General features: G+C 66.3%; 22 protein-coding genes and 1 tRNA gene. 10 read left to right on the forward strand and 13 right to left on the reverse strand.

What is annotated here, in order from left to right:
• The first annotated feature begins 88 nt into the window (after positions 1-88).
• Positions 89-820 (forward strand): HAD-IA family hydrolase, encoded by a 732-nt coding sequence (locus ACY34H_RS19030; RefSeq protein WP_464979028.1) that lies wholly within the window; start codon positions 89-91, stop codon positions 818-820.
• A 75-nt stretch (positions 821-895) separates the two neighbouring features.
• On the opposite strand, the gene ACY34H_RS19035 is transcribed toward ACY34H_RS19030, so the two are convergent.
• Complete coding sequence (locus tag ACY34H_RS19035; RefSeq protein WP_464979029.1) at positions 896-1756, reverse strand: phytanoyl-CoA dioxygenase family protein; 861 nt, start codon at positions 1754-1756, stop codon at positions 896-898.
• Positions 1757-1910: 154 nt separating this feature from the next.
• On the opposite strand from ACY34H_RS19035, the gene ACY34H_RS19040 reads away from it, so the two are divergent.
• The gene (locus ACY34H_RS19040; protein ID WP_464979030.1) at positions 1911-3629 is read left to right on the forward strand and encodes a histidine kinase famiy protein; all 1719 of its coding nucleotides are present in this window, start codon (positions 1911-1913) and stop codon (positions 3627-3629) included.
• Positions 3630-3677: 48 nt separating this feature from the next.
• Here ACY34H_RS19040 and ACY34H_RS19045 read toward each other — a convergent pair whose 3' ends face one another.
• Positions 3678-4097, reverse strand: coding sequence for a PleD family two-component system response regulator (locus tag ACY34H_RS19045; protein ID WP_464979031.1), 420 nt, complete (start codon positions 4095-4097; stop codon positions 3678-3680).
• 186 nt (positions 4098-4283) lie between these two features.
• On the opposite strand from ACY34H_RS19045, the gene ACY34H_RS19050 reads away from it, so the two are divergent.
• Both ACY34H_RS19050 and ACY34H_RS19055 read left to right on the forward strand, forming a co-directional pair.
• Complete coding sequence (locus ACY34H_RS19050; RefSeq protein WP_464979032.1) at positions 4284-4940, forward strand: phosphoribosyltransferase; 657 nt, start codon at positions 4284-4286, stop codon at positions 4938-4940.
• A gap of 133 nt (positions 4941-5073) precedes the next feature.
• The gene (locus ACY34H_RS19055; protein ID WP_464979033.1) at positions 5074-5589 is read left to right on the forward strand and encodes a ferritin-like domain-containing protein; all 516 of its coding nucleotides are present in this window, start codon (positions 5074-5076) and stop codon (positions 5587-5589) included.
• Between the two features lie 70 nt (positions 5590-5659).
• Here the strand turns inward: ACY34H_RS19055 and ACY34H_RS19060 are convergent, their stop codons facing one another.
• The 4 genes from ACY34H_RS19060 to ACY34H_RS19075 form a co-directional block, all read right to left on the reverse strand.
• Positions 5660-6544, reverse strand: a complete 885-nt coding sequence (locus ACY34H_RS19060; RefSeq protein ID WP_464979034.1) for a ZIP family metal transporter — start codon at positions 6542-6544, stop codon at positions 5660-5662.
• Between the two features lies 1 nt (position 6545).
• Positions 6546-7520 (reverse strand): manganese catalase family protein, encoded by a 975-nt coding sequence (locus ACY34H_RS19065; RefSeq protein WP_464979035.1) that lies wholly within the window; start codon positions 7518-7520, stop codon positions 6546-6548.
• Positions 7521-7807: 287 nt separating this feature from the next.
• On the reverse strand, positions 7808-8857 hold the full coding sequence (locus ACY34H_RS19070; RefSeq protein WP_464979036.1) for a chemotaxis protein CheB: 1050 nt from the start codon (positions 8855-8857) through the stop codon (positions 7808-7810).
• Positions 8858-8921: 64 nt separating this feature from the next.
• A complete protein-coding gene (locus ACY34H_RS19075; protein ID WP_464979037.1) occupies positions 8922-13055 on the reverse strand; it encodes a CheR family methyltransferase in 4134 nt (1377 codons plus the stop codon).
• Positions 13056-13288: 233 nt separating this feature from the next.
• Between ACY34H_RS19075 and ACY34H_RS19080 the strand changes: the two genes are divergently transcribed.
• Entirely contained in the window at positions 13289-14833 is a 1545-nt protein-coding gene (locus ACY34H_RS19080; RefSeq protein WP_464979038.1) for a class I adenylate-forming enzyme family protein, read from the forward strand.
• On the opposite strand, the gene ACY34H_RS19085 is transcribed toward ACY34H_RS19080, so the two are convergent.
• On the reverse strand, positions 14811-15131 hold the full coding sequence (locus tag ACY34H_RS19085) for a hypothetical protein (protein WP_464979039.1): 321 nt from the start codon (positions 15129-15131) through the stop codon (positions 14811-14813). The two genes, ACY34H_RS19080 and ACY34H_RS19085, sit on opposite strands and share 23 nt — an antisense overlap.
• 271 nt (positions 15132-15402) lie before the next feature.
• On the opposite strand from ACY34H_RS19085, the gene ACY34H_RS19090 reads away from it, so the two are divergent.
• Positions 15403-15912: a MarR family winged helix-turn-helix transcriptional regulator gene (locus tag ACY34H_RS19090; protein ID WP_464979040.1), complete on the forward strand. Its 510-nt coding sequence runs from the start codon at positions 15403-15405 to the stop codon at positions 15910-15912.
• Positions 15913-15921: 9 nt separating this feature from the next.
• Complete coding sequence (locus ACY34H_RS19095; protein ID WP_464979041.1) at positions 15922-16869, forward strand: gamma-glutamyl-gamma-aminobutyrate hydrolase family protein; 948 nt, start codon at positions 15922-15924, stop codon at positions 16867-16869.
• A gap of 126 nt (positions 16870-16995) precedes the next feature.
• Here the strand turns inward: ACY34H_RS19095 and ACY34H_RS19100 are convergent, their stop codons facing one another.
• Both ACY34H_RS19100 and ACY34H_RS19105 read right to left on the reverse strand, forming a co-directional pair.
• Positions 16996-18117 (reverse strand): YbdK family carboxylate-amine ligase, encoded by a 1122-nt coding sequence (locus ACY34H_RS19100; protein WP_464979042.1) that lies wholly within the window; start codon positions 18115-18117, stop codon positions 16996-16998.
• A 3-nt stretch (positions 18118-18120) separates the two neighbouring features.
• Positions 18121-19302 carry a cation:proton antiporter gene (locus tag ACY34H_RS19105; RefSeq protein ID WP_464979043.1) on the reverse strand — a complete coding sequence of 394 codons (1182 nt, stop codon included), beginning with the start codon at positions 19300-19302 and terminating at the stop codon, positions 18121-18123.
• A 198-nt stretch (positions 19303-19500) separates the two neighbouring features.
• Here ACY34H_RS19105 and fghA point away from each other — a divergent pair, with 198 nt between their 5' ends.
• Entirely contained in the window at positions 19501-20343 is an 843-nt protein-coding gene (gene fghA / locus ACY34H_RS19110) for an S-formylglutathione hydrolase (RefSeq protein ID WP_464979044.1), read from the forward strand.
• A gap of 39 nt (positions 20344-20382) precedes the next feature.
• Here fghA and ACY34H_RS19115 read toward each other — a convergent pair whose 3' ends face one another.
• From ACY34H_RS19115 to ACY34H_RS19125, 3 genes are all read right to left on the reverse strand, one after another.
• Entirely contained in the window at positions 20383-20964 is a 582-nt protein-coding gene (locus tag ACY34H_RS19115; RefSeq protein ID WP_464979045.1) for a DJ-1/PfpI family protein, read from the reverse strand.
• Positions 20965-21098: 134 nt separating this feature from the next.
• Positions 21099-22061 (reverse strand): chemotaxis protein, encoded by a 963-nt coding sequence (locus ACY34H_RS19120; protein ID WP_464979046.1) that lies wholly within the window; start codon positions 22059-22061, stop codon positions 21099-21101.
• Between the two features lie 254 nt (positions 22062-22315).
• Positions 22316-22391 (reverse strand) — tRNA-Gly (locus ACY34H_RS19125).
• A 305-nt stretch (positions 22392-22696) separates the two neighbouring features.
• On the opposite strand from ACY34H_RS19125, the gene ACY34H_RS19130 reads away from it, so the two are divergent.
• The gene (locus ACY34H_RS19130; RefSeq protein WP_464979047.1) at positions 22697-23599 is read left to right on the forward strand and encodes an EDSAP-1 family PEP-CTERM protein; all 903 of its coding nucleotides are present in this window, start codon (positions 22697-22699) and stop codon (positions 23597-23599) included.
• A gap of 130 nt (positions 23600-23729) precedes the next feature.
• Here the strand turns inward: ACY34H_RS19130 and ACY34H_RS19135 are convergent, their stop codons facing one another.
• Positions 23730-24659: an IS1595 family transposase gene (locus ACY34H_RS19135; RefSeq protein ID WP_464979059.1), complete on the reverse strand. Its 930-nt coding sequence runs from the start codon at positions 24657-24659 to the stop codon at positions 23730-23732.
• A gap of 240 nt (positions 24660-24899) precedes the next feature.
• Here ACY34H_RS19135 and ACY34H_RS19140 point away from each other — a divergent pair, with 240 nt between their 5' ends.
• Positions 24900-26111: an ISL3 family transposase gene (locus ACY34H_RS19140; protein ID WP_464975433.1), complete on the forward strand. Its 1212-nt coding sequence runs from the start codon at positions 24900-24902 to the stop codon at positions 26109-26111.
• Positions 26112-26114: the final 3 nt, after the last annotated feature.

Below are 26114 nucleotides of genomic sequence, written 5' to 3' on the forward strand. Positions count from 1 at the left end.
CGCTCCCCCATCCGGAAGAGTCCGTTACGCCTGTTCAATTCGTGCCGTTATGGCATGATCGCCCGATCTCTCTCGAACCGGACCGGGCATGACATCGACCGACACTTTTACCCCCGCACCCCCCGCACCTTTCACTCACCTGATTTCCGACTGCGACGGCGTGCTGATCGACAGCGAAGCCGTCGCCCTGCAGGCCCTGGTCGATTACCTGGCCCCATTGCATGCCGACCGTGCCACGCTGGCCGCGCTGATCCGTCCCCGCCTGGGCCTGAAGCTGGAAGCGCTGGTGCTCGGCGTGTGCGCCGAGCTGGGCCTGCCGGAGCCGACCGTGCCGGACCTGGCCGTGATGCGCTCGGTGGTGGAAGGCGAATGCGACCGCAAGGCACAGCCGATCGCCGGCGTGCGCGAAGCCTATGCGGCGATCCCGCTGCCGAAGGCGGTGGCCAGCAACAGCCGCCAGGCGCGGGTGCAGGGCCTGTTGAACCGCACCGGGCTGGCGCAGCTGTTCGACGGCGGCTTCTATACGGCCGACCTCGCCGGGCGACCGAAGCCGGATCCCGCCGTCTACCTGGCGGCCGCGGCGGGCATGGGAGCGGCCCCGGCGAACTGCATCGTGATCGAGGACAGCGTGACCGGCGTGCACGCGGCGGTGGCCGCCGGCGCCACGGTGCTGGGCTTCGGCGGCGGCGAGCACAGCCCGCCGGACCAGGCGCGCCTGCTGCGCGAGGCCGGTGCCGCCCACGTGTTCGGATCGATGGCGGAACTGCCCGAGCTGGTGAACCGGCTGACAAGCGGGGCACCAGGACGCATTATCGGCTGACGTTCCGGCTGACGTTCCGGCTGACGTTCCGGCGGCCGAGCCCGCGACGGCGCGGCTGCGCGCCGCCGGCCGGCATCAGCCCGGGCCGCCCATCGTCGGCTCGCCGACACCCTTCAGCAAGCCCTCGATCGCATGTTCCTGCACGATCGGTTCGAGCCGGTCGACGACGCGGCATGCCAGGTGGCGCCTCACCTTCTCCGGCAAACTGTCCCAGTAGCCGCGCGTGACCTGCAGATCATGCTTGTCGGCGTTGGTGCCGTCCGGCGCATCCACGCCGAGCACGAACACGGGGCGCGACTTGTCCGAACGGTTGGCGGTGCCGCGGTGTATCGTCAGCGCCGAGCGGGCCGAGATGTCGCCCATCTGCGCCAGCTTGCGCTGCGCCCGCGCCTCGTAGCGCGGCCACAGGTCCTGGGCCGGGAACATCGGATTGCCGCCAGCCAGGCTGTCCCATTGCGTGCCGGGGGCGATCTCGAACGGCCCCATGTCTTCGGTAACGTCGACCGTGGTGATGTTGAAGGCCAGCGAGTTGAGCCGGCGGCCCACCAGCGTCGCATCCGGTATCGGAAAGTCACGGTGCCACGGCTGGTGCAGCGCGCCGGGACCGGGCACGTCGAAACCGGCCTCGACCACCTTGTAGTCCGGCCCGAGGATCGCCTCGCACACTGCCGCCACCCACGGATGCGTGACGATGTCGGCAAAGCCGCGCAGCCGTTCCGGATGGATTTCAACGTAGAAGCGGTTCGGCCCGCGGGGCAGCGCGCCGCCGGGCTGGCGCTGCGCTTCGGCGAACAGCGTGTCGATGTCTTCGCGCAGGCGCTGCACCCACTCGCGCGAGAACGCCCCTTTCAGTGCGGTGAAGCCGTCGCCGTACAGCGCGCCCATGATCGCCGCGGTGTCGTAGCCGCCGTTGCCGCCGTTGCCAATATCGTTCATCGTGCCCTCCGTTGCCGCCATTGTAGGCAAAACCGCCGGCGGGCGCGGCACGGCTGGCGGTGCGCGATATGTGCGCGCGCGAACAGCAAGCGCCTGCCCCGCCCCTTACGATGGCCCGCAAACCAACCAATACAGAGGCCCGGGAGGAGCAATCATGACGATCGGACGGCAAAAGGACGATGCCAGCGTACCGACCGAACAGCAGGCCGATGGCCAGGTGATCGGCAAGCTGGCCTGCGGCGAGCTGGAAGGCAATTCGGTGTCCACGCTCGGCAGTCCGGGCGTGCGGCACTGGCAGGCCACTTACCTGGAGCACGCCGACCTGGCCGACCGCGGCAATATCTTCTTTGCCGCCGTCGAGATGACGCGCATGCCGATGCTGATCACCGACCCGAACCAGCCGGACGATCCGATCGTGTTCGTCAACGGCGCCCTGCTCGACCTGACCCTGTACCAGGAAGAACAGCTGCTGGGCCGCAATTGTCGCCTGCTGCAGGGGCCGGACACCGACCCGCGCACCGTGGCGGAAGTGCGCGAGGCGCTTGCCGAACAACGTGCCGTGGCGGTCGACATCCTGAACTACAAGGCCGACGGCACGCCGTTCTGGAATGCGCTGTTCATCGGGCCGATCTTCGACAAGGCCGGCAAGCTGCTGTATTTCTTCGCCTCGCAGATGGACATCACGCAGCGGCGCATCCACGAACAGTCGTACCTGCAGGCGCAGAAGATGGAAGCGGTCGGCCAGCTGACGGCGGGCCTGGCGCATGACTTCAACAACCTGCTGCAGGTCGTCAACGGCAACCTCGAACTGGCCCAGCGCCTGATCGATGCCAAGCCGCAGGCGCTGCAGGCGATCGGCCGCGCCCAGCGCGCCGCCATGAAAGGCGGTGCGCTGACCCAGCAGTTGCTGACCTTCGCCCGCAAGCAGCGGCTGGAGCCGCGCCGCATCAACCTGAACGCGCTGGTGCTGGAGTTTTCCGAAATGCTGGTGCGCACGCTCGGCCAGGAAGTGCAATTGCAGCTGGACCTGCGCCCCGGCCTGCCGCCGTGCGTGCTCGACCCGACCCACCTGGAAATGGCGCTGCTGAACGTGCTGATCAACGCGCGCGACGCGCTGGGCGGCGGCGGTACCGTGACCGTGGGCACTTCCGTGCTGAGCGATGCCCGCAAGCTGGCCATCCACCACCTGGCACCCGGCCAGTATGTGGTGATCTGCGTGGTCGACCAGGGCTGCGGCATGACCCAGGAAGTGATGCGCCGCGCCACCGAACCGTTCTTCACCACCAAGGGACCGGGCACCGGCCTCGGCCTGGCCATGGTGCACGGCTTCGTGCAGCAGTCGCATGGCCGGCTCGACATCGAAAGCAAGCCGGGTGCCGGCACCACGGTACGGATGATCTTCCCCGTTGCCGACCAGGCCGAGGCGGCTAAAACTCCCCCCGCGAACGGCCGCGCCGCCCCGGCCGGCGGCAAGGCCACGATCCTGCTGGTGGAAGACAACGAGGACGTGCGCCAGCTGGGCCGCACGATGCTGGAGACGCACGGCTATGCGGTGGTCACCGCCGCCAGCGGCGAGGAAGCGCTGCGGCTGCTGGCGGAACACGACGGCGGCGCGCAGGACGGCATTGGCCTGCTGTTCTCCGACGTCATCATGCCCGGCGGGATGACGGGGCTGCAGCTGGCCGAGGAAGTGCGCCGGCGCCGGCCCGGCCTGCCGATCCTGCTGGCCACCGGCTACATGGAACAGTTGCCGGACGCGCGCAGTCCGGCATTCCCGGTGCTGCCGAAACCCTACAAGGAAAGCGAACTGCTGGCCCGTATCGCCGATGCGCTGGCCGGCAGGGGCGCGCGGCCGCACCCGGCCAGTGTCTAGGAGGCTGGCGGCTCACCCGCTGCCGCACGGGCGGCGAGCCGGCGGCGATCAGGTGAGCAGCGTGGGACGGATGCCCGGGCAATCGGTATCGACCACCCACATCGGCCGCCCGCCATGCACCGTGCGCGGCGTGCGCAGCACGTAATCGAAGCAGCGGTGCCGGTCCAGCAGCGCGATGGCGGGCGGCAGCAGCGCCAGCACGCGCATCCGTGCGCAGCCGGGAATCGTGCGCAGCGCCCGCGCCAGCTGGAAGCCGTCGAGGTAGCGCAGGTCCAGGCCCAGTACCGCGGCCGTGGGGAAAAAGGCGCGCGCCTTGTCGAGTGCAGCCACGCCGTCGAAGGCGGTGCGCACGGAAAAACCGGCGTTGCCGAAGGTGCGCGCGAGCGCCTCGGCCATTGCATGGTCGGCACTGGCCACCAGCACGCGGTCGCCAGGCTTGAAAGGTGTAATCAGCGATGCGGTCGTCATTCTCTTCCCCTCCTCGTGGAGCCGATTCTGGCACGGGCCGCTACCAGCGCTGTAGGTATACGCCTCGTACCGGCGTCGGATCATGCGCAGGCAAGCGCCTGCGCCCTGCGTGGCGCGCGCCTTGGCCGGAACGCGCTATGCTCGAAGACGCAGCGCACACCACGACACGACCGCCGAGGCCGCACCATGGAATACACGGATGACCCGGATGACCTGGTAAGACTGCCCTTCCGCGATCGTGCCCAGGCCGCCGAGCTGTTGGCCGAGCGCCTGCTGCGCTGGCGCGGCAGCAAGCCGCTGGTGCTGGCGATTCCGCGCGGTGCCGTGCCGATGGGCCGCATCGTCGCCGACCGCGTCGAAGGCGAGCTCGACGTGGTCATGGTGCGCAAGATTCCTTCCGCGATCGATCCCGAACTCGCCGTCGGCGCCGTCGACGAACACGGCACCGTCGAACTGGCGCCTTATTTCCACCGCACCCGTACCGGCATGGAGTGGGTCGACGCCCAGGTGCGCGAACAGGTGGCGCTGATGCGGCGGCGCCGCGCCGCGTACGGCCCGTCCGCGGAGGTGCGCGACCGTATCGTGCTCGTCATCGACGATGGCCTGGCCACCGGCTCGACGATGGCGGCCGCCCTGCGCGTGCTGCGCGCCAGGCAGCCGCGCCGGCTGGTCGCCTGCGCGCCCGTCGCCTCGGGCGACGCCGTGGCACTGATTGCGCCGCTGTGCGACGACGTGGCGGTGCTTGCCACGCCGTTCAACTTCCTCTCCGTCAGCCGGCATTACGAAGTATTCCCGCAAATCGAGGAAGCGGAAGTAATACGCCTGCTGGACCGGGTGGCCTGACCTACCCGATTTTCCTACAACCGCCGACGGTCCGTTCCTATACCGCGCGAGCGGACCTGCCGCCATCATGCGTTGGCCGGCGCACGTGCGCCGTTCGCGACACCACCGACCAATCAGACACCGGGAGAACGACATGGCAACGAAGGAACCTCGCGACCACCTGCTCGACTGGCTGCGCGATGCGCATGCAATGGAACAGCAGGCCGAAACGATGTTGAAGGCGCAGGCCGAACGGCTCGTGCACTACGGCACGCTGAAGGCGCGCGTGCTGCAGCACCTGGAGGAAACGGAATGGCAGAAGGCACAACTGGAAGAATGCATCGCGCGGCTGGGCGGCAGCCCGTCCGTGCTGAAGGATCTGTCGATGAAGATGATGGCCTTCGGCCAGGCCGCGATGGGCATGGCGGTCGAGGATGAAGTGGTGAAGAACTCGCTGCAGAGCTATATCTTCGAGAACATGGAAATCGCCAGCTACACGGTCCTGATTGCCGCCGCCGAGCAAGCCGGCGACATGGCGACGCGCGACGTGTGCCAGCAGATCCTGGCCCAGGAAGTGGCAATGGCGAAGTGGGTGCTCGACCACCTGCCGGGTACGACCAACGCGTTTCTTACCCGCGCGGCAATGCCGGGGCTGGAAGCCAAGGTGTGATCCCCCGCAGGCTTTTCAAACAGGGACGCCGCGCTGGACGCGGCGTTTCCTTTCCAGGCAGGCGGTGCCGCTAGGCCAATGCCGTATCGAGCACCATCATCAGGATGAACCCGGCGACCACCGAACACGAGGCGCTTTTCGCATGGCCATGGCGGTGCGATTCGGGAATCACATCGTGGGCGATCACGAACAGCATCGCGCCAGCCGCCAGCGCCAGGCCCCACGGCAGCATCCAGCGGGCGTATTCGATCAGCACGGCGCCGCCCACGGCGGCCACCGGTTCGATCAGCCCTGAGGCAATGCCGAGCGCGCACGCGAAAAGCCGGCCGTAGCCGACCGTGCGCAGCGCCAGCGCCACCACCAGGCCTTCCGGTACGTCCTGGATCGAGATGCCTGTCGCCAGGCTGTGCGCCTTGGTCACGTCGACGCCGGCATAGGCGACGCCGATCGCCAGCCCTTCCGGCAGGTTGTGGATCGCCACCGCTGCCACGAACAGCCAGGCGCGCTTGAGCGAATCGCTGCGCGCCGCGTCCACGCCTTCGAGGATGTTCTGTTCGCGCACCAGCCGGTCGAGCAGCAATACCAGGCCCATGCCGAGCAGGATGCCGCCGCCGGTGATCGCGCTGGCCTCGAACGCGCCGGACCCTTCGCCCCTGGCCGCCGCGATCGCCGGGATCACCAGCGAAAACGACGTGGCGGCCAGCATCACGCCGGCGCCGAAGCCGAGGAAGGCATCGTAGGTCCGCTGCGAGAAATTCTGCGACAGCAGCACCGGCAAGGTGCCGAGTGCCGTCGCCAGGGCGGCGGTGGCGCCGCCCAGCAATGCGCCATGCACGCTGGCGTCGAACGCCTGCACGCCGCTGACGATTTCATGCAGCAGCGCCAGCGCTCCGCCGAGGCAGATCGCGGCGCCGAGCGCATAGCGCCAGACGGGGAGGACGCGCGCCAGCGGCATGTCAGGACCTCGTCAGGCCGTCGGGACTCGCGTGCGGGACGGAACCGTCCGGCGTCGACGGAATCCTGCCGCCCGCGGCGGACGCCGAGTCGATCGAGCCGGGGTCGGCCGTCATGCCCAGCTCGGCGCCGGTCAGGGGATCGGCACTCGGGTCGGACATCGTGCGGATCGCCATCTGGTTCAGCAGTTCCGCATCGGCGGCATCGAGCGTGACGCTGGCTTCGCCGCCGCCGCCGTCCACGCCCACCTGCTGGTCGCGGTCGGAAACGACCTGCCACTTCTCGCCGCTGTTCCACGGGCCGTTCAGCTCCGGGCCACCCTGCGACATGTTGTAGTACACGCTGGCGAATTCCGGACGGCCGGCGGTTTTCCCCGGCGGGAAGTTCGGCTGGATCGCGTACAGCGCCTTCTCGAACGATTTCTGGTGGGCGATCTCGCGCGTCATCAGGAAGCCCAGCGCTTCGCGCACGCCCGGGTCGGGCGTCAGCGCGATCAGGCGTTCGTAGACGATTTTGGCGCGCGCCTCGGCGGCGATGTTCGAGCGCAGGTCGGCGGTCGGTTCGCTGATCGAGTCGATGTAGGCGGCCGTCCACGGCACGCCGGCCGAATTGGTCAGCGGCGCGCCCGCGCCATACAGCACCTGGGTGATGTGGCTGTCATTGCCGGCGCCGGTGATGCGGCGATACATTTCGCCCTCCTCGTCCACCGCTTCGGACAGCCGGCCCTTGGCGCCCTTGTTCAGCATACAGACGATATTACCGATCACTTCGAGGTGGCTGAGCTCTTCGGTGGCGATATCGAACAGCATGTCCTTGCGGCCTGGATCGTCCTCGGCAACGGCTTGCGTGAAGTAGCGCATCGCCGCGGCGAGTTCGCCCTGCGGGCCGCCGAACTGCTCCAGCATCAGGTTCGCCAGGCCAGGATTCGGTTCGCTGACCCGCACGGTGTATTGCAGACGCTTATTGTGTGCAAACATTACTTTCTCCTAATCGGTTCAATGGACGCCGACGCCCATTACGGTAGAGACCGTGTAACACCGGCATGCACATCATGAACGTTTAGAAAAAGTGCAAGTATAGGAACGCAACGACAGCGCGTGTAGGACATCACCCGCCTGATTTGCAACGTCCGGCCGCGCCTTCGCTCGCAACTTTATCGGTTCGGGCTGGCCGCTTCGGCTGGCAGGAAAGCTTGTTCAATTTACTGCCGCGGTGATCATCACATCGATCACCGCCTGGATCATTGCGTAGATCATTGCGGCGGTCATGGCGCGGGTTCCGCCGTGCTGCCTTCGACAGTCAGCAGGCGCCGCAGCACTTCGCCGTCCCGCTGCGTAGCCGCGGCCTGCTGCAGGTAATCGGCCGCAGTCTGCGCATGGCCCAGGGCCAGCGCGCTTTGCGCCATCTGCCGCAGCAGCTTTTCCTTTTCCGCCAGGGCCCGCACCGCCGACCACATCGATTCCTCGACGGCCACGCTCTGCTGCTGACTCAGGTGGCGTTCGGTGAACGCGTGCCCGGTATGGCAGCGGAAACGCGTCGGCACCTGGCCATGCATTTCCCACAGCGTACCATGACATTCGGGGCAAGTGAACGTCGATGGCGTACCGATCCGTGACAGAGTTTCCATGTCGCTTTCCTCGACGGCGAAACGGTTTTCCAGCCGCACCCATTCGGGCACCTCGCGCGGCCGCCCGCGCGCCGCGGCCAGGCTTTCGTCCAGCATGTGTTCCAGCGCCGCACCGATGTCGGCGACCGGCAGCACGCGGTCCACCTCGACGTTGCGCATGGCGCTCTCCGGCATGTCCGGCGCCTGCGCCTCGTCGGGCGACTGCACGATCGCCCTGCCGCCGCACGCCTTGATGGCCTGCAGGCCGGCGGTGCCGTCATCGAGCATGCCGGTCAGGATCACCCCGATCACGCGTGGCCCGAAGGCTGCGGCGGCCGAGCGGAACAGCGGGTCGATCGCGGGCCGCGCATGGTTCTCGCGCGCGGTGCGCGCCAGCAGCACGCGGGTATGGCCGCTACGGGGGTCCGGATCGCGCGCGACCAGAAGGTGGAAATCGGGCGGCGCGACAAGGATGCGACCGGGTTCGAGCACGTCGCCGTCGCGCGCGTTGCGCACCGGCAGCCGCGCCGAGCGGGCCAGCAGCGACGGCAGGATGCTGTCGTGATTCCCGATGTGCATCACGACCAGCACGGCCGCGGCGAACTGCGGGGGCAATGTGGAGACGAAAGTCTGCAATGCGGCAACGCCTCCGGTGGAGGCGCCGACGACGACCGCGTCATCCGCGGCAAAGATGGGGCGCTGGTTCATCTGTCAAGGGTGCCTGTGCCCTGCCGCGCGGTCAGTGCGGTGGAACACACAGGCTCGCTGGAAGCTACCTGGGGGGCAGCAGGCGCACGACCCGTTCGTTCAGCAATTCCAGCGTGACCGGCTTGGTCATGAAGTCGGAAAAGCCGGCATTGCGCGCGCGCTGCACATCCTGGTCGCGCGCCAGGCCGCTCAGCGCAATGGCGGGCAGCCGCTCGAACGCAGGCTGGGCGCGCACCGCCTGGATGAACTCGAAACCGTCCATGTCCGGCATCGACAGGTCGGAAATCACCAGGTCCACGGTTTGCTCCTTCAGCAGCTCGAGGGCGCGCCGGGCGGTGGTGGCCACATGCACCTCGGCGCCTTCCAGTTCCAGCAGCGCCTGGAAGGTTTCCGCCGTGTCCTCGGTATCGTCGAGAATCAGCACGCGCTGGCCGGCCAGCGCGCCCGCCTCGGCCGACGCACCGGCCGTATCGCTGGCGGGTGCCTCGTTGACCAGCGGCAGCCAGACCGTGAAGCGGCTGCCCCTGCCCGGTCCGTCCGACGCGGCCTCCACCCGGCCGCCATGCAGCTCGACCAGCTGGCGCACCAGGGCCAGGCCGATGCCCAGCCCGGCCTTGCTGCGCACCGTCTGCGCGCTGCCCTGGCGGTACATGCGGAACACGTCCGGCAGGTGTTCGGCCGCGATGCCGGCGCCGGTATCGGTCACGTCCAGCCGGGCCATGCCGTCCTCGCGCACCAGGCGCAAGGTGACCGTGCCGCCGGCCGGCGTGAATTTCACCGCATTGCTGAGCAGGTTCAGCATTACCTGCTCGATGCGCACCGGGTCGGCCGACACCACCAGCGGATCGTCGGGCAGCAGTACGCGCAGCGTCAGCCCTTCCACCACGGGATCGGCCTGCATCACCTCGACCAGGCGCGTTGCGCTGTCGGCCAGGTCGACCTCGCGGCACGCCAGCGCCAGCTTGCCGGTATTGACGCGCGACATGTCCATCAGGTCTTCGATGATCTTGGCCTGGCTGGCCACGGAATTGCGGATGATCGACGCGGCCCGCAGTGCCGGCGGCGATTGCCGCACCGCGGGCAGCCGCGACAGCAGTTCGACATTGATGTAGATGAGGTTCAGCGGGTGGCGCAGCTCGTGCGACATCACGGCGAGGAATTCGTCCTTCAGCGCGCTGTCGGTCTCGGCCTGCGTGCGGCTGGCCTGCTCGGACCACAGCGCGGCTTCGCGGCGCCGTTCCTGCTGGGCGCGCGAGGTCTGGTCGCGGGCGATCTTGGCGAATCCGCGGAACTGGGCGTTGTGCAGCGGCGTGGTGACGCCGGCGCAGAAGAAGCGCGTACCGTCCTTGCGCAGGTGCCAGCGCTCGTCCTCGGCGCGCCCTTCCTCGGCGGCGCGGCGGCGCTCGTCGCCTGGCGCGCCGCCGGCCAGGTCTTCCGGGGTGAAGATCATGTCCAGGCTGCTGCCCAGCGCCTCCTCCTCGGTCCAGCCGAAGGTGCGCTCGGCGCCCTTGTTCCAACTGGTGATCAGGCCTTCGGCATCGGTGGTGACGATCGCATAGTCGTCGGTGCTTTCGGCCACCAGCCGCATCCACATCTCGCCGTTGCGCACCTGCTCTTCCGCCTCGCGGCGCCGCGTGATGTCGAAGAAGGTCATCACGGCACCCTCGATCTTGTCCTCGGTGGTGCGGTACGGCAGCAGGCGCACGATGTAATAGCGCCCCTCGCTGCTGCGTACTTCGCGCTCGACGGGACGCAGCGTTTCAAAGGTGGACGACACGTCGCCGGCCAGCTGGTCGTATTCGAGCCGGTGCGTGATGTCGAGCAGCGAGCGGCCGATGTCGGTGGGGATGATCGAAAAGATGTCGGCCGCGCGCGGCGTGAAGCGCTTGATGCGCATGGCCCGGTCGACGAAGATCGTGGCGATGTCGGTCGAGGCGATCAGGTTGTTCAGGTCGTCGTTGGCCTTGCCGGTTTCCTCCACTTTCACCTTCAGCTCGTAGTTGACGGTGATCAGTTCCTCGTTGACCGACTGCAGCTCTTCCTTGGAGGTTTCCAGTTCCTCGGTGGCCGAGCGCAGTTCCTCGTTGATTGCCTGCAGTTCCTCGTTCGACGCGCGCAGCTCCTCGTTGGAGACTTCGGCATGCTCGATGGTTTCCTGCAGCTTTTCCTTGCTGCGCTGCAGTTCCGCTTCCAGCTGGTCCACCACCAGGTCCTTGTGCAGTGCCACGACCGGTGCGCCGCCGCCGTCGCCTGCCAGCGCTTCGTCGAACATGACCAGCATGAAATCCATGCCGGCCCCGCCGTCGCTGAACGGCCGCACGACGATGCTGACGAAGTAGTCCTGGTCGTCGCGCCGGACCGGCACGCGCTGGCCCTCGACGCTCTGGCCGCTCTGCTGGGCCTGGTACAAGGCCGTGCGCAGCTCCAGCCGCAGTTCCGGCAGGACCAGCGCCAGCGCGTTGCGCGACGGCTCGCCGCCCACGTGGCGCAGGAAGCGCCCGGCGGAATCGGACATGTGGACGATATTGGTCTCGCGGTCCACCACCAGGCTGGGCGGCGCGAACTTGGCCAGTGCGCGCTGGTGCACTTCGGCATAGGAAAACTGGCGGCGCACGCCGGCACCGGCCTGCGACAATTCGGGCACGCGGCTGACTGGCGCGTGCGACAGCACCGGTACGTAGCGCGCCGCGCGGGACAGCGGGCGCGCCCGGTAGATACGGTTTTTCTTGTCGAACGGTACGAAGAACTCGGCCGCCGCGTCAGCCGATTCGGACGAGCCGAGGAACAGGAAACCCTCCGGCTTCAGGGCCGAATGAAACATCTGCAGCACGCGCAGCTGCACGTCGCGGTTCAGGTAGATCAGCAGGTTGCGGCATGAAATCATGTCCAGCTTCGAGAACGGCGGGTCGCGCAGCAGGTTGTGCGAGGCGAACAGGATGCGGTCGCGGATCGTCTTGCGGATGCGGAAGCGGTCGTCCTCCTTGGTGAAGAACTGGCGCATGCGCGAAGGCGGCACATCCATCACGATCGAGGCCGGATAGACGCCGGCGCGCGCGGTGCTGATCGCATGCTCGTCGATGTCGGAGGCGAAGACCTGGATTTCCGGCGGGCGTTCCTTCTGCAGCGCATAGTCGGCCAGCAGCATCGCCACCGAGTAGGCTTCCTGGCCGGTGGCGCAGGCGGCAACCCACACCCGCACCTGTTCGCCGCGCAGCTTGTCGCGGAACAGTTCCGGAATGATTTCACGCTCGAGCGCCTCGAAGGCGTCGCGGTCGCGGAAGAAATTGGTCACGCCGATCAGCATGTCGTTCAGCAGCGCCTTGAATTCGCCCGGCTCGCGGTCGAGCAGCTGGGCATACTCGGGCAAGGTGGCCACGCCCTTCACCTGCAGGCGGCGTTCGATGCGGCGCAGCACGGTGGCACGCTTGTAGTTGCGGAAGTCGTGGCCGGTGTGGGCGCACAGCATGGCGATCACGTTCTGCAGCGCCGCCTCGTCGTCGATCCGTTCTTCCTCCACGGGTGGCGGACCGATCGCCGCGTCGCCGTCGCCGGCCGGCGGCAGCTGGATGTGGCGGGCGTTTTCCCACAGCTCCGCCAGCTTGGCCGGCAGCTCGTCGGCCGGCAGCACGAAGTCGATCATGCCGGTACCGATCGCGGCGACCGGCATGCCGTCGTGCTCCGTATCGGACGGCTCCTGCGCCAGCGCCACGCCGCCCTGTTCCTTGATCCGCTCGATGCCCACGGCGCCATCGGAACCGGTGCCGGACAGCACCACGGCAAAGGCGCGTTCGCGGTGGGCCATCGCCAGCGTGCGGAAGAAGATGTCGATCGCCACGTGATGGCCGGGCGTGCGCGCCAGTTCCGAGACGCCGAGGCTGCCGTCATCCATCGACAGCTGCTGGTTCGGTGCGATCACGTACACGTGCTCGGGCTCGATGGGCAACCGCTCGGTGACCTGGATCACCGGCATGTACGTCGCCCGCTGCAGCACGTTGTCGGCCAGGCTCTCGTGCTTCGGCGACAGGTGCAGGATCACGACAAAGGCCATGCCGTTTCCAGGCTGCACGTTCTCGAAGAAGCGCATCAGCGCCTGCAGGCCGCCGGCCGAGGCACCGAGGCCGACGACGGGAAAACGGAGGTGGCTGCGGCTGACCACGGGATCGGTATCACTGCCCTGCGGCGTGGGGGTCTGCGGCATGGAGAAATGTCGTTGTATTGAAGGCACTGAAGTCTACTCCAATCATGCGCCAAGGTTAAGCACTGCCTGTCGATCGCGCGGGGGAAATACAGCTTTTGACCACAGGATCGGCAAAAGTTTCGGCCTGGCCAGCGCGATGGTTGACAGCACCATGCCCTGGCGGCACACTGCCCGCCCTTGCCACTGCCCCTTCCCGTCTGTTCAGGACAATGAACGCCGCGCCGCCTATCATCATGCAAGCAACGATGCCCCATGCCCTGCCGGACCGCCTGGCCGGCCTCCTCGCGGCGCGCGCGCTGCGGCACCCGCATTCGCCGGCACTGCACGACGGCGTCCGCGACATCGGCTATGGCGAACTGTGGCGGGCGGTACGGGAAACGGCAGCGCAACTGGCGGCGCTCGGCGTGCGGCCCGGCGACCGCGTGGCGGTGATCGGCGAAAACGCGCTGGCGCAGGTCTGCCTGGTATTTGCCGCGGGGCTGTGCGACGCCTGGATCGTCTGCGTGAATGCGCGGCTGTCGGCGCGCGAAGTCGACGGCATCCTCGACCATTGCGGCGCGCGGCTGGCGTTCTACACGGATGGCGTGTCGCCCGATGCCGCGGCGCACGGCGCCAGGCATGGCGCGGCGCACCTGGCGGGGCCGGCGCCGGTCGGCGCCTGGCTGGCCGGGCCGCTGAACCGCGCGGCGCGGCCCGAGCCGGTGCACGCGGACGGCGCCCGCCAGTGCGCCGCGCTGCTGTACACCAGCGGCACAACGGGGCGGCCGAAAGGCGTGATGCTGTCGCACCGCAGCCTGCTGTACGTGGCGGCCGCTTCCGCCACGCTGCGCCGCCTGGCGCCGGACGACCGCGCCTGCGGCGTGCTGCCGCTGTCGCACGTCTACGGCCTGGCCTCGGTGCTGCTCGGCACCCTGCACGCGGGCGCGTGCCTGCACCTGGTGCCGCGTTTTACGCCAGCCGGCCTGCTCGGCATGCTGCGCAGCGCCGGCATCACGATCCTGCAGGGCGTGCCGGCGCTGTATGCGCGCCTGCTCGAGGCGGCGGGCGGGCAGGTGCCCTCCACGCTGCGCTTCATCTACGCCGGCGGCTCGCCGCTGACGCCGGCGCTGAAAGCGCGCATCGAGGCGGCGTTCGGCCTGCCGCTGCACAACGGCTACGGCATGACGGAAACGGCGCCGACGATCAGCCAGACCGACCTGGACGCGCCGCGCGGCGACACCTCGGTGGGCCGGCCGATTCCCGGCCTCGAAACACGCATCGCCGGCGGCGCGGAGGAAGGCGAACTGTGGGTGCGTGGCCCGAATGTGATGCTGGGCTACTACCGCGACGCGGCGCAGACCGCCGCCGTGCTGGCGCCGGACGGCTGGCTGAACACGGGCGACGTGGTGCGCCGCGGCGACGGCGGCGCGCTGTTCATCGTCGGCCGCACCCGGGAACTGATCGTGCGCAGCGGCTTCAAGATCTACCCGCTGGAAGTGGAAACGCTGCTGAACGCGCACCCGCGCGTGGCGCAGGCGGCGGTGGTGGGCCGCCCGGCGGCCGATGGCGACGAGGAAGCGGTCGCTTTCGTCGAAGTGCGCGGCGCGGCCGGCGACGCCTTGCCGGACGAGCTGGCGTCCTGGCTTGCCGGGCAACTGGCGGCGTACAAGGTACCGGCACGCGTGGTGGTGCTGGCCGCGCTGCCCGCCGGCGCCACCGGCAAGGTGCTGAAGGCGGCGCTGCGCGACATGGCGGCCGCACTGGACAGCCCGCCGGTCAGCCGTGCACCAGCTTCGTGATCTCAATCAGCCGGTGCTGGTACTCGCGCGACAGTTCGGCGATCAGCGCGTGCAGCGCCTCGTCCGCCGGCCGGTAGATCAGGTGGCCGTCCGGCGTGCAGGCGCAGAAGTCGCGCGCCGCCAGTTCGCGCACGATGGCGTCGGCCCGGGCGACAGATTGCAGGTAAAGCCGTTGCGCGATGGCTTCGGCGGTCCAGATCTGGCCGGGCGCGCCGTGCAGCAGCAACAGCGCTTCCAGGAACGGGACGGATGGCAGCGTCAGGATGAAGCTGCGCAGTGCGGGACTGATCTCCTTCATTGGCTCTTTACTGGTGTCCGGCGGCGCGGGCGCGCGCCGGGAATGCCCTGCCGGGCCTGCGGGCATAAACCGGCAGGCACGGAGTGCGGCTGACGTAGCAGCCGGCAATGTGCAGTTGAGTAAACCATTCAGGCCTCCCGCGCGTTTCTTCAGTCTGACAGCCGCAAGACAGCTGGGAAGACGGCCGCCGGAACGGGAACTGGATGGACGAAACTCAAATTATATTCCCAAAAATATATTTATGCCACGTAGCAAGGGAGAAGCGCAAGCCATGAGCGGTACCGAGAAACACGACAATACGGCGGCAGCCAGCGCGCCGTCGCCGCACCTGGAGGCGCTGCAGAAGCTGCGCATCGTGATCCGGGCGGCGCAGCGCCACTCGCTGTGGGTCGAAAAACAGTGCGGCGTGAATGGCGCGCAGTTGTGGATCATGCAGGAGCTGGCCGACGCGCCGGGGCTGCGCGTCGGCCAGATCACGGCGCGCCTGGCCATCGCGCAGACCACCACCAGCAACCTGCTCGACGGCCTGGTAAAGAAGGGCTACGTCGTCAAGACGCGCGACTCCGATGACGCGCGTGTGGTAAAACTGGCACTGTCCGCGCCGGGGCAGGCCTTGCTGGAGGCCGCCCCAAAGCCGGCGCGCGGCCTGTTGCCGGAAGCGCTGGCGAAGCTGGACGGAGCCGATCTGGCCAGCCTGAACGCGGGCCTGCAGGGCCTGCTGGAATCGATCGAAGACCTGGACGAAGGGTTCGGCCTGCAGCCATTGCCCTTCACGATGTAAAGGAACAGCATGGAAGACGAGCGCCGGCAGGATCGGCGCGGGGCAGACCGGGAGTTCAGCCGCCGCAAGGAAGATTCGCCACGTTACCTGGATCCCGGCGATTCGGTATTTACATTGTGGGGCCGGGTAATCCGTGCGCGCTACCAGCGGCTGGCCGCGTCGCTGTCGCGGCGCGTGATGCAGCGGCCGCTGCGCATCGGCATCTCGGCCCGCATCTTCCATCCCGAGGAAGGTGCCACCGGGTTGCGCAGCAAGAACCTGCAATACCTGGAAGAGTCGATCGCGCACTGGGTCATGTCGCGCGACGTGCTGGTGTTCATGATCCCCACCGTGAACACCAGCGGGCTGCTGCATCCGTCCAATATCCGGCTGCGCGACTACGCGCGGCACCTCGATGGCCTGGTATTGCAAGGTGGCGCCGACGTCTCGCCGCAGACCTATTCGGAGGCGCCCACGCGCCCCGAATGGAGCGGCGACCGCGCGCGCGACATGTACGAGCTGGAACTGCTGCATGAATTCGTGGAAGCCGGCAAGCCGGTGCTGGGCATCTGCCGCGGCTGCCAGCTGATCAACGTGGCGTTCGGCGGCACGCTGTACCAGGACATCGCCACCGACGTGCCGACCGCCATGCCCCACGTGCACGACGACTACGACCGGCACCGGCACGAGATCAGCTTTCCGCCCGGCTCGTCGCTGGCCAAGCTGTTCAAGGAAACCGCGGGCGGCGTGGTGAATTCGATCCACCACCAGGCCGTGCGAACGCTGGGCCGCGACATGGAGATCGAGGCGCTGTCGGTGCCCGACCAGATGATCGAAGCCATCCGCTACCGCAAGGCGCCATTCGTGATGGGACTGCAGTGGCACCCCGAATTCCACCGCGCCGGCGGCCAGGAACTGCTCGACTGCACGGGCATCCTCGACAATTTCCTGCGCGTCGCCCGCGAGACGCGCTTCTGAAGTAAAAATGTTTCCTTAAGTTGGGCGGTACGGCGCTCAGGCAAAAAATTGGGGACGGACCCTGTTTTCTAGGAAATTTCCTCTAAAACAGGCGGTCCGGCGATCCGGTCCGTCCCTATTTTTTTGTCAGCGCCGGCCGCGGAAGCGCTGCACGGCGGCGTCGACGATCCCTTCCACGCTGCCGCTGGCGGCAAACTGGTCGCGCAGGTATTGCGCGTCGCTGCCGGTGTGCGTCACCTGCATCAGATGGTTCAGCGCGGCGCTGCCGCCCAGCTTCTCGGCATACGGGTCCATGCGCCGCAGCGTGGTGAGGATGTCCTCGCGCAGCGACAGGCTTTCATAGGTCTTCGGGTGCACCACGGTGCCGTCGAGCCCGAAGCGGCAGGCCTGGAAGCGGTTGTAGTTGTAGACCAGGTAATCGTCTTCCGCCGGCGCTTCGTCTTTCCGGTCGAGCAGGTAGGCGCACAGCGCCTGCAGGTATGCGGCCAGCGCGGCGGCGCGCTCCACCGTCAGCGGCGTGTCGCACACGCGCAGCTCGATCGTGCCGTATTCCGGCTTCGGCCGCAGGTCCCAGTAAAAGTCCTTCATGCTCTTGATGACGCCGGTGTGCTCCATCTTCGCGAAGTAGCCGTTGGCGAAATCGTCCCACGACAGCGTGAACGGCGCCCGGCCGCTCATCGGGAAGGCAAACACGGAATTCAGCCGCGCCGAGTTGAACAGCGTGTCGCCGCCCTGCACGAACGGCGAGGAAGCCGACAGCGCGATGAAGTGCGGCAGGTAGCGCGACAGCGAGTGCAGCAGGAACAGCGCGTTGTCGCCGTTGCCGGTGCCGATGTGCACGTGCTGGCCGAACACGGTGAACTGCTTGGCCAGGTAGCCGTACAGCGACGACACTTCCTTGAAGCGGGGCTTCTCGAAGATGCGCCGGTCGACCCATTTCTGGAACGGGTGCGTGCCGCCGCCGCAGATGCCGATGTTCAGGCGCTCAGCCGCATCGACCAGCGTGTCGCGCACCTCGTGCAACTGGGCCAGCAGCTCGTTGTGGCGGGTGTGCACGTCGCTGTTAATTTCGATCATGCTTTCCGTGATCTCCGGCGTCACGTGGCCGGGAAACGGCTTCTGCGCCAGCAGGTGCAGCAGGTCCGGGCTCGACGCGGTCAGGTCGTAGTCGGAAAAACTGACGAGCTGCAGCTCGAGTTCCACGCCCATCGTCAGCGGCGTCGATTCCTTGAACGGTTCCAGTGCCATGGCTTAGCCCTCCTTCGGCGTTTCGCGGGCCCAGATCAGGGCGCGCTGGGTGATGATGGGACCGAGCACTTCCATGAACACGGTCATCGCGGCCACGGCCGCCAGTTCGTCGATGAACACGACGCCGGAGTTCTTGGTCTGCTCCAGCAGCAGCACGACGAACACGGACATCGGCGCCAGCGCCAGGCCGGTGGCCACGCCCTTGCGCCACGGGATGCCGGACAGCTGCGAGAACGCGGCCACGCCGGCCGTCTTCACGGCGAAGCGGGCAATCAGCAGCACGAAGGCCAGCATGCCGCCGTTGACGACGTTGTTCCAGTCCAGCGTGGACACGGCGAACACGAACAGCAGGATCGTCAGCAGCTCGCCGATGGCGCCGAAGTTGCGCTGCGTGCGGGTAAACGCCACGCGGCGGTGGCGCGCGGTCAGGCCGAAGGCCAGCGTGGCCAGCACCGGCGACAGGTCGTAGGCATGCGTGATCGCGACGAGGATCACCACCACCAGCGCGAATGCCAGCGTGCCCTCGCGCGCCAGGTTGCCCAGGTGGCGCAGCACGGCCGGTACCAGCATGCCGCACACCGCGCCCAGCAGGGCCGACATGACCAGTTCGATGGCGCTCAGCGAGATCGCCTGCGTCAGGCTGCCGGACGTGTTGAATACCCAGAAGCCGACGATGACCTTGAACGTCAGCACGGCCAGCACGCAGTTCAGCGCCACCAGGTGCAGCACCCGTTCGGTGACCTGCCCGGAGCTGCGCTGCTCGTTGATGACACGCAGGACGCCGGCCGGCGATGTCGACATCGCCAGTGACGCCAGCAGCAGCGACGGCATGGTGTCCATGCCCCACAGGCTGGCGATCAGGTACACCACGCCGAACGTGGCAAAGGTTTCGGCCAGGCCGCAGATCGCTACCCACGGATTGACGCGCAGCCAGTTCAGGTTGACGCGATACCCCAGTTCGAACAGGATCAGGCCGAACGCGACGTTGGCCATGACGATGACGGGATTGCCCGCTTCCGTGGCGAACAGGTCGGGGAATGCCTGGGCACACAGGAAGCCGACGAGACCGTATACACTGATACGGGGAAGGCGGGTCCAGCGATGTATGAATTCGCCGGCAAGCCAGGCGAGCAGGACAGCGAGCGGCCAGGCGAGATCGGCCGACATTACCAGGAAATCTGGCATAAGGTTCCTCCTGTTGTTGAATACTTGGGCCGGGCAGGATCGGCGGGAACTACATTTGCGCGAATGTAGTTGATTATGACCGGTGATGCAAGGAAAACTCATCCGTTCGATGACTATATAGCAAGATCACGCGCCACGTCGCACACCTCGGACGTGCAGTACAATGCGGACACTTATCGATATGCCAAGAGGATAATCATGCTGGATCTGGTCAGCGAGCACGCATGCCACGGCGGCGTGCAGCGCTTCTACACGCACGAGGCGCAGGCGACCGGCCTGCCGATGCGCTTCTCCGTCTTCATTCCGCCCCATGCCGAAGGGGCCAGGCTGCCGGCGCTGTTCTACCTGGCCGGGCTGACCTGCACCGAGGAGACCTTCGCCATCAAGGCCGGCGCCCAGCGCGTGGCGGCGGAACTGGGCCTGGTGCTGGTGGCGCCGGACACCAGCCCGCGCGGCGCCAATGTACCCGGCGAAACCGATGCCTGGGATTTCGGCGCGGGCGCCGGCTTCTATCTCGACGCAACGCAGGAACCGTGGGCGCGGCATTACCGGATGGAGAGCTATCTGCACGAACTGCACGACCTGGTGGCACGCGAACTGCCGGTCGACGCCGACCGGATCGGCATCTTCGGGCATTCGATGGGCGGCCATGGCGCATTGACGCTGGCGCTGCGCCGGCCGGACCTGTTCAAGTCGGTATCGGCCTTCGCACCGATCGCCGCCCCGAGCCAGTGCCCATGGGGGCGCAAGGCATTCACGGGCTACCTGGGTGCGGACGAATTCGCCTGGGCGGAGCACGATGCCACGGTGCTGATGGCGCACCGCTGCACGCCGTTCCCGCACGGGATCCTCATCGACCAGGGCCTGGCCGACAAGTTCCTGCACGAGCAACTGAAACCCGAACTGTTCGAGACGGCCTGCGCGAAGGCGAGCCAGCCGCTGACGCTGCGCCGGCACGCGGGCTACGACCACGGCTATTACTTCATCGCCACGTTCATCGAAGACCACCTGCGCTGGCACGCGCCGCAACTGGCCGCCTGATGCGGCGGCCGGCGCGGATTCCGGTACGGCGGCAGGGGGTCAAAGCCTGATTTCGGTACCCAGCTTGCGCAGGAACTGGGCGATCCATTGCGGGTGCGCGGGCCAGGCCGGCGCGGTGACGAACTGGCCGTCGGTGACGGCGGCATCGACGGCGATGTCGGCGAATTCGGCGCCGGCCAGTTTCACCTCCGGCGCGCAGGCCGGATAGCAGCTGATCCTGCGCCCGCGGATCACGTCCGCGGCGGCCAGCAGTTGCGCACCGTGGCATACGGCGGCGATCGGCTTGCCGGCGTCGGCGAACTCCTTGACGATGTCGATCACGCGCGGGTCCAGCCGCAGGTATTCCGGCGCGCGGCCGCCGGCGATGGCCAGCGCATCGTAGTTCGCCACGTCGACGTCGTCGAACGCGGCATTCAGCGCGAACTGGTGGCCCGGCTTTTCGGTATAGGTCTGGTCGCCCTCGAAATCGTGGATCGCCGTCTTGATCTTGTCGCCGGCCTTCTTGCCGGGGCAGACCGCGTGCACGGTATGCCCGACGGCCTGCAGCGCCTGGAACGGCACCATGGTTTCGTAGTCCTCGGCGAAATCGCCGGTCAGGAACAGGATGGTTTTTGCTGCCACGCTTGCCTCCCACTTTGGTTACCAGTTAATGGAAAGGCAATCATAGCACCCAAAAAACTGGGGACGTACCCCTGTTTCTCGGCAATTTTTCCGAGAAACAGGGGTACGTCCCCAGTTTGTTTTATGGCGAAGGCTTAAGGCTGGTTCTTGTGCAGCACGCTCTTGATGGTAGTTGCCAGGTCCTCGGCCACGAACTTGGCCACGTAGGCATCGGCGCCCACGCCCTTGACGTGATCCTCGTTGGTCTTGCCGGACAGCGAAGAATGGATCACCACCGGGATTTTCGAGAAGCGCGGGTCCTGCTTGATCTTGCGGGTCAGCGTGAAGCCATCCATTTCCGGCATTTCCAGGTCGGTCAGCACCAGCGCCACGCGCTCGCTGACTTCGATGCCTTCGGCCTTGCAGCCGACCGCGATGCTGTTGAGCTTGTCCCAGGCTTCCTTGCCGGACTTGGTCATCACGAACGGCGCGTGCATTGCCTGCAGGCCCTGCTCGATCAGGTTGCGCGCCACCACGGAATCGTCGGCCGCCAGGATGAAGGCGCCCTGCTTCAGCGCGATGGTGGGAATCGATTCCGGGTCCACTTCCTTGCCCTCGACCGGCACCATGCGGCGCAGGATCGTTTCCACGTCCAGCACCTGCGCCAGGCGCGTGCCGCTGGTGTCGCCATCCAGGCGGGCGATCGACGTCACCATGCCGGTCGCGTTGCTGCCTTCGGCGGTCAACACCTGGCTCCAGTCCAGGCGCACGATCTCGTCCACGGACTCCACGGCGAAGGCTTGCGTGGTGCGGGCGAATTCCGTCACCAGCATGATGTTCAGGCCGGTTTTCGGCTTGACGCCGACGATCGCCGGCAAGTCCATCACGGGGATGATCTGGCCGCGCAGGTTGACCACGCCCAGCATGTGCGGCTGCGCGCCGGCCACCGCGGTTACCGGCGGCATCGCCACGATCTCGCGGATCTTGAACACGTTGATGCCGTACAGCTCGGAACGGTCGCCGTTCTCGTCGCCGCCGAGGCGGAACAGCAGCAGTTCGAACTTGTTCGTGTTGGTGAGATTGGTGCGTTCGTCAATATCCTGCTGTACGCTTTTCATCTGTGATCCCCGGGTCATCAATGGCTGGCCGCCAGGCGGCCCGATGGAACGCAGTATAGGCGAGAAAACCGTGCGCACGGCCGTTCCTGAACATTAAGGCAATGCCCAATAGTGCCGAGAAACAACACTTTTGAAACCGCGGCGCAGGGAGGTGGCCGGCTGCGAACGAGAGCCGTGAAAAGCGGAGCCGTGATCCGCTCCGACATCGACGCCGGAACGTAAAACGGCAGCCCGAAGGCTGCCGTCTTGAATCCTGGAGCGGGAGAAGAGTCTCGAACTCTCGACCTCAACCTTGGCAAGGTTGCGCTCTACCAACTGAGCTACTCCCGCAGAAGAGGCATGATTATGCCAGACCGTTTTGATAATTACCAGAGTCGATTGCATGCTGGCCCCTTGCTGCCAAGTGTGCCACCTTACGCGACCGTCGGCATTTCTTGCACTTGCGCGGCGAAAGCGGCCTCAGCACCGTCAACCCATTGAAATTGCAACATAAATTTCCCTGGTACATTTTCTGCTCTGGAGACAGCAGCCGGTCCGCACCGGTCCACGCCAACCAGCCAACCTCCAGGGGCATAAAAATGAGTCGATCCAGCACAGCGTTACCGTTTCCATTTCCATTGCCATCGCCATTTCGCTTGCTCGCGGTAGCCGCGGCCGCCACGTTCTGCACGCCGTTCGCCAGCGCCGGCACGTTCGCCTCGGCCATCCTCGACATCAACAACTTCAAGATCTCGCACTCCAACGGCACCGTGTACAAGAACACGGACTTCTCCAAGCTCATCGGTGTGAACGATGCGCACGCCACCGCTTCGCTGAACGACGTCATCAAGAGCAAATCGGCGATCGGCCCCACGCCCAACGTGGCGCACCAGTGCGTGGGAGCGCCCTGCCCCGCCTTCGGCGAAAACAACTTCACGCCGTACCACTCGCTGCTGCCGATGAGCGGGAATTTCGGTTACGCGGACCAGTACTTCATGGGCTCCGCCATCTCGGTGAACGGCGCGGCGGCCGGCGCGCGCTCGCAGACGCGGGCCGACGCGGCCACTTCCTACAATATGCAGTTCGCCAACAGCAACTCCTCGGTCGGCAGTTCGAACACGATGGCGTTCCGGCTCGACAAGGAAGGTTCGATGACGTTCTCGTTCGACGCCACGCCGTTTGCGATGGCGTACGCATCGCCGGAAGGCCGCCCCATCACCACCGCGAACGCGCGCATTTCCTGGAGCGTCAACATCATCGACATCGACACCGGCCTGTCCGTTTTCCACTATGCGCCCGCCGAGATCAACGGCATGGCGATCGTCAGCCGCACGCATGGCAACACTGGCACGTCGCTGTACCAGCCCGCCACCGGCACGATTCACCTGAAGAGCATGTCGGATCCGCTGCTCGCCAACCACGACTACCAGATCACGGTGCAGCACAACACGCTGGTCAGTGCGCTGCAGCAGGAAATACCTGAGCCGGCCTCGCTGGCGATCGTCGGTACCGGCCTGTTCGCCATGATGATCGGCCGCCGCCGCCCGGCACGCGCCTGAACGACCTTCCTCCAATTCGCCCGCGGCCCCCTGCCGCGGATTTTTTTTTGGCGCTGTTCGCGTGAAGTCGGTTTTTCCCAGCGGTACGGAACTTTCCATGCCGGTCGCTGTCGCATGCCGTCGGGCAGCACTAGTGGTTAGCGGCCACGGCAGACTGAAGCCAATGCGCGGGCGCCGTCAGGCGGGCGGCGTCGAGCACGCGCTGCCAGCCCGTGTAATTGGCCAGGTAGCGGCTGGCCACGCCATTGAACCGGCGCAGCCAGGTCTTGAAGCGGCTATGCCAGCCATTCACCCCCTGGATGTGGATGGCGCCGCGCGCCCGGATGCCGGCCCGGACGTTGACCGCCTCATGTGTGATGCCGGCCTGCCGCGCAAACGCTTTATAGGCACTGGCCGCGTCGCTCACGAGCATCACGTCCATCGCCAGCACTGGCAGCAAGTGTTTCGCCAACTGCTCGGCGGTCACCGGGCCGCGGCCGGTGACGAAGTCGCAGGTTTGCCGGTTGCGGTCGCGAGCGACGAGGATGCAGTCCAGTTCCGCACTGATGCCCCGCAAGCGCGCCTTGCCGCCGCGTTTGCGGGGCGGGCGGTCCAGGTTCCGCGAGCCCTTTTGCGATTCGAGGTGGTAAGTTTCGTCCGCTTCGACGATGCCGGACAATTGCGGACGCGGCTCCTGCCGCACGGCGGCAATGAAGCGGTGGCGCCAGCGGAAGCTGGTGGATTTTGCCACTGCGACGCGCGCGGCAGCCTCGCGGACCGTGGCCGATTCAATCAGGCATTGCAGATAGGCCAGCCACTTGTCGCGCAATCGCAGGCGAGCCAGTGGCGTGCCGGTCAGGGCGTTGAAGCTGCGCCGACAGGCGACGCAGCGATAGCGCTGCAAGCCGTTGGCCTGGCCGCAGCGGTGGCACCGCTTGCCGCCGCAGTCGGGGCACGATCGGTTGCCCGCAGCCTCCTCGATCAGCCGCAGGCAGTGGCCGGGTAATACAAGATCGGCGAGAACGCCCTGCAAAAGAGCGATTTCCGCATCGGAAAGCTGGACTTGCTCCAGCACCTTCAACACCACGCTGACATCGGCCGCGCCCATTGCGCCTCCTGATATACATGAAGTATCTCAACAGGAGGTCAGACAGTGGTTCTGGTCGGACGTTCACCGATTTAAAGCGAACAGCGCCTTTTTTTGGTTCTTCGCGGGGAATGGGGGAAGACGGGATTGACGATCTGAGCAGGAAGTGGTGGCGGGGGTCTGAAGTTGGTAGATTGATAGTCGCCAAACAAGTCAATCTTTCAAACCACCGCCATGCTCAATGCTATGTCGTCTCTCCCGTTTTGGGAAGGCCATATTCTCGACTCCGTCCAAGAACAGAAAGACGGTTCCCTGCTGATCGTTCTCGAACCCTGTCCGACAAGTGATGCTTTGTGTGGGTCGTGCCGCCAGCCTTGCGCCTTGGTGCATGAGCGCCGAAGACGCAAGGTGCGCGACCGCGATATTCTGGACAAACGCGTCTGGCTTGATGTGCCAGTGCGGCGACTGGACTGCCATCACTGTAATGCACGGGTTGCCGAGCACATTGTCTGGCTTGACCGGCGTTCACGCATTACGCATCGTGTGCGCCTGTGGGTCGAGGCGCTGGCGCAACTGCTTCCGATAGCACATGTGGCCCGGCTGACCGGCCTACACTGGCATACCGTCAAAGAGATCGATCATCGGCGCTTGAAGCACTTGCATGCTGACTTCTCAGCAGAGGGTGTACGGCGCCTGGTGATGGACGAATTCGCCCTGCACAAGGGACACCGCTATGCCACTGTCGCGCTCGATGCTGAACGGATGCGCGTATTGTGGGTTGGAGAAGGCAATAGCCGGGAAGCGATCCGGCCATTTTTCGAGATGCTGGGACCGGAAGGCTGCCAGCGGATTGAAGCCGTGGCGATGGACATGAACACGGCTATGGATCTCGAAGTGCGCCAGCAATGCCCCAATGCCGAGGTGGTCTACGACCTATTTCATGTCGTGGCCCGTTTTGGCCGCGAAGTCGTTGACCGGGTACGGGTCGATCAAGCCAATGCACTACGTGCAGAGCCAAAAGCCCGTCAGGTCATCAAGCGCAGCCGATGGCTTTTGCTGCGTAATCGCGACAATCTCAAAACCGACCAGGCGATCAAACTTGACGAACTGCTCGCCGCCAACCAGCCCTTGGCAACGGTCTACCTGCTCAAGACCGAACTGAAAGAGATCTGGTATGCGCCATCGGCCTGGGAAGGTGCTCGTCGATGGAAAACCTGGCTCAAGCTCGCCCTGGAAAGCCAGATCGCACCGCTGATCCAGTTCGCTAAACGCTTGGCCAAATACCGGCGCGGTATCTTGGCTTCGGCCATCTATCCGATGAACTCATCCATCCTGGAAGGCGTCAACAATCGCATCAAAGTGATCAAACGCATGGCTTACGGATTCCGGGACGCATCCTACTTCTTCTTGAAAATCAAGAATGCGTTCCCCGGCAAAGTGCGATGAACC

It is taken from the genome of Pseudoduganella sp. jia 9, assembly GCF_055502615.1.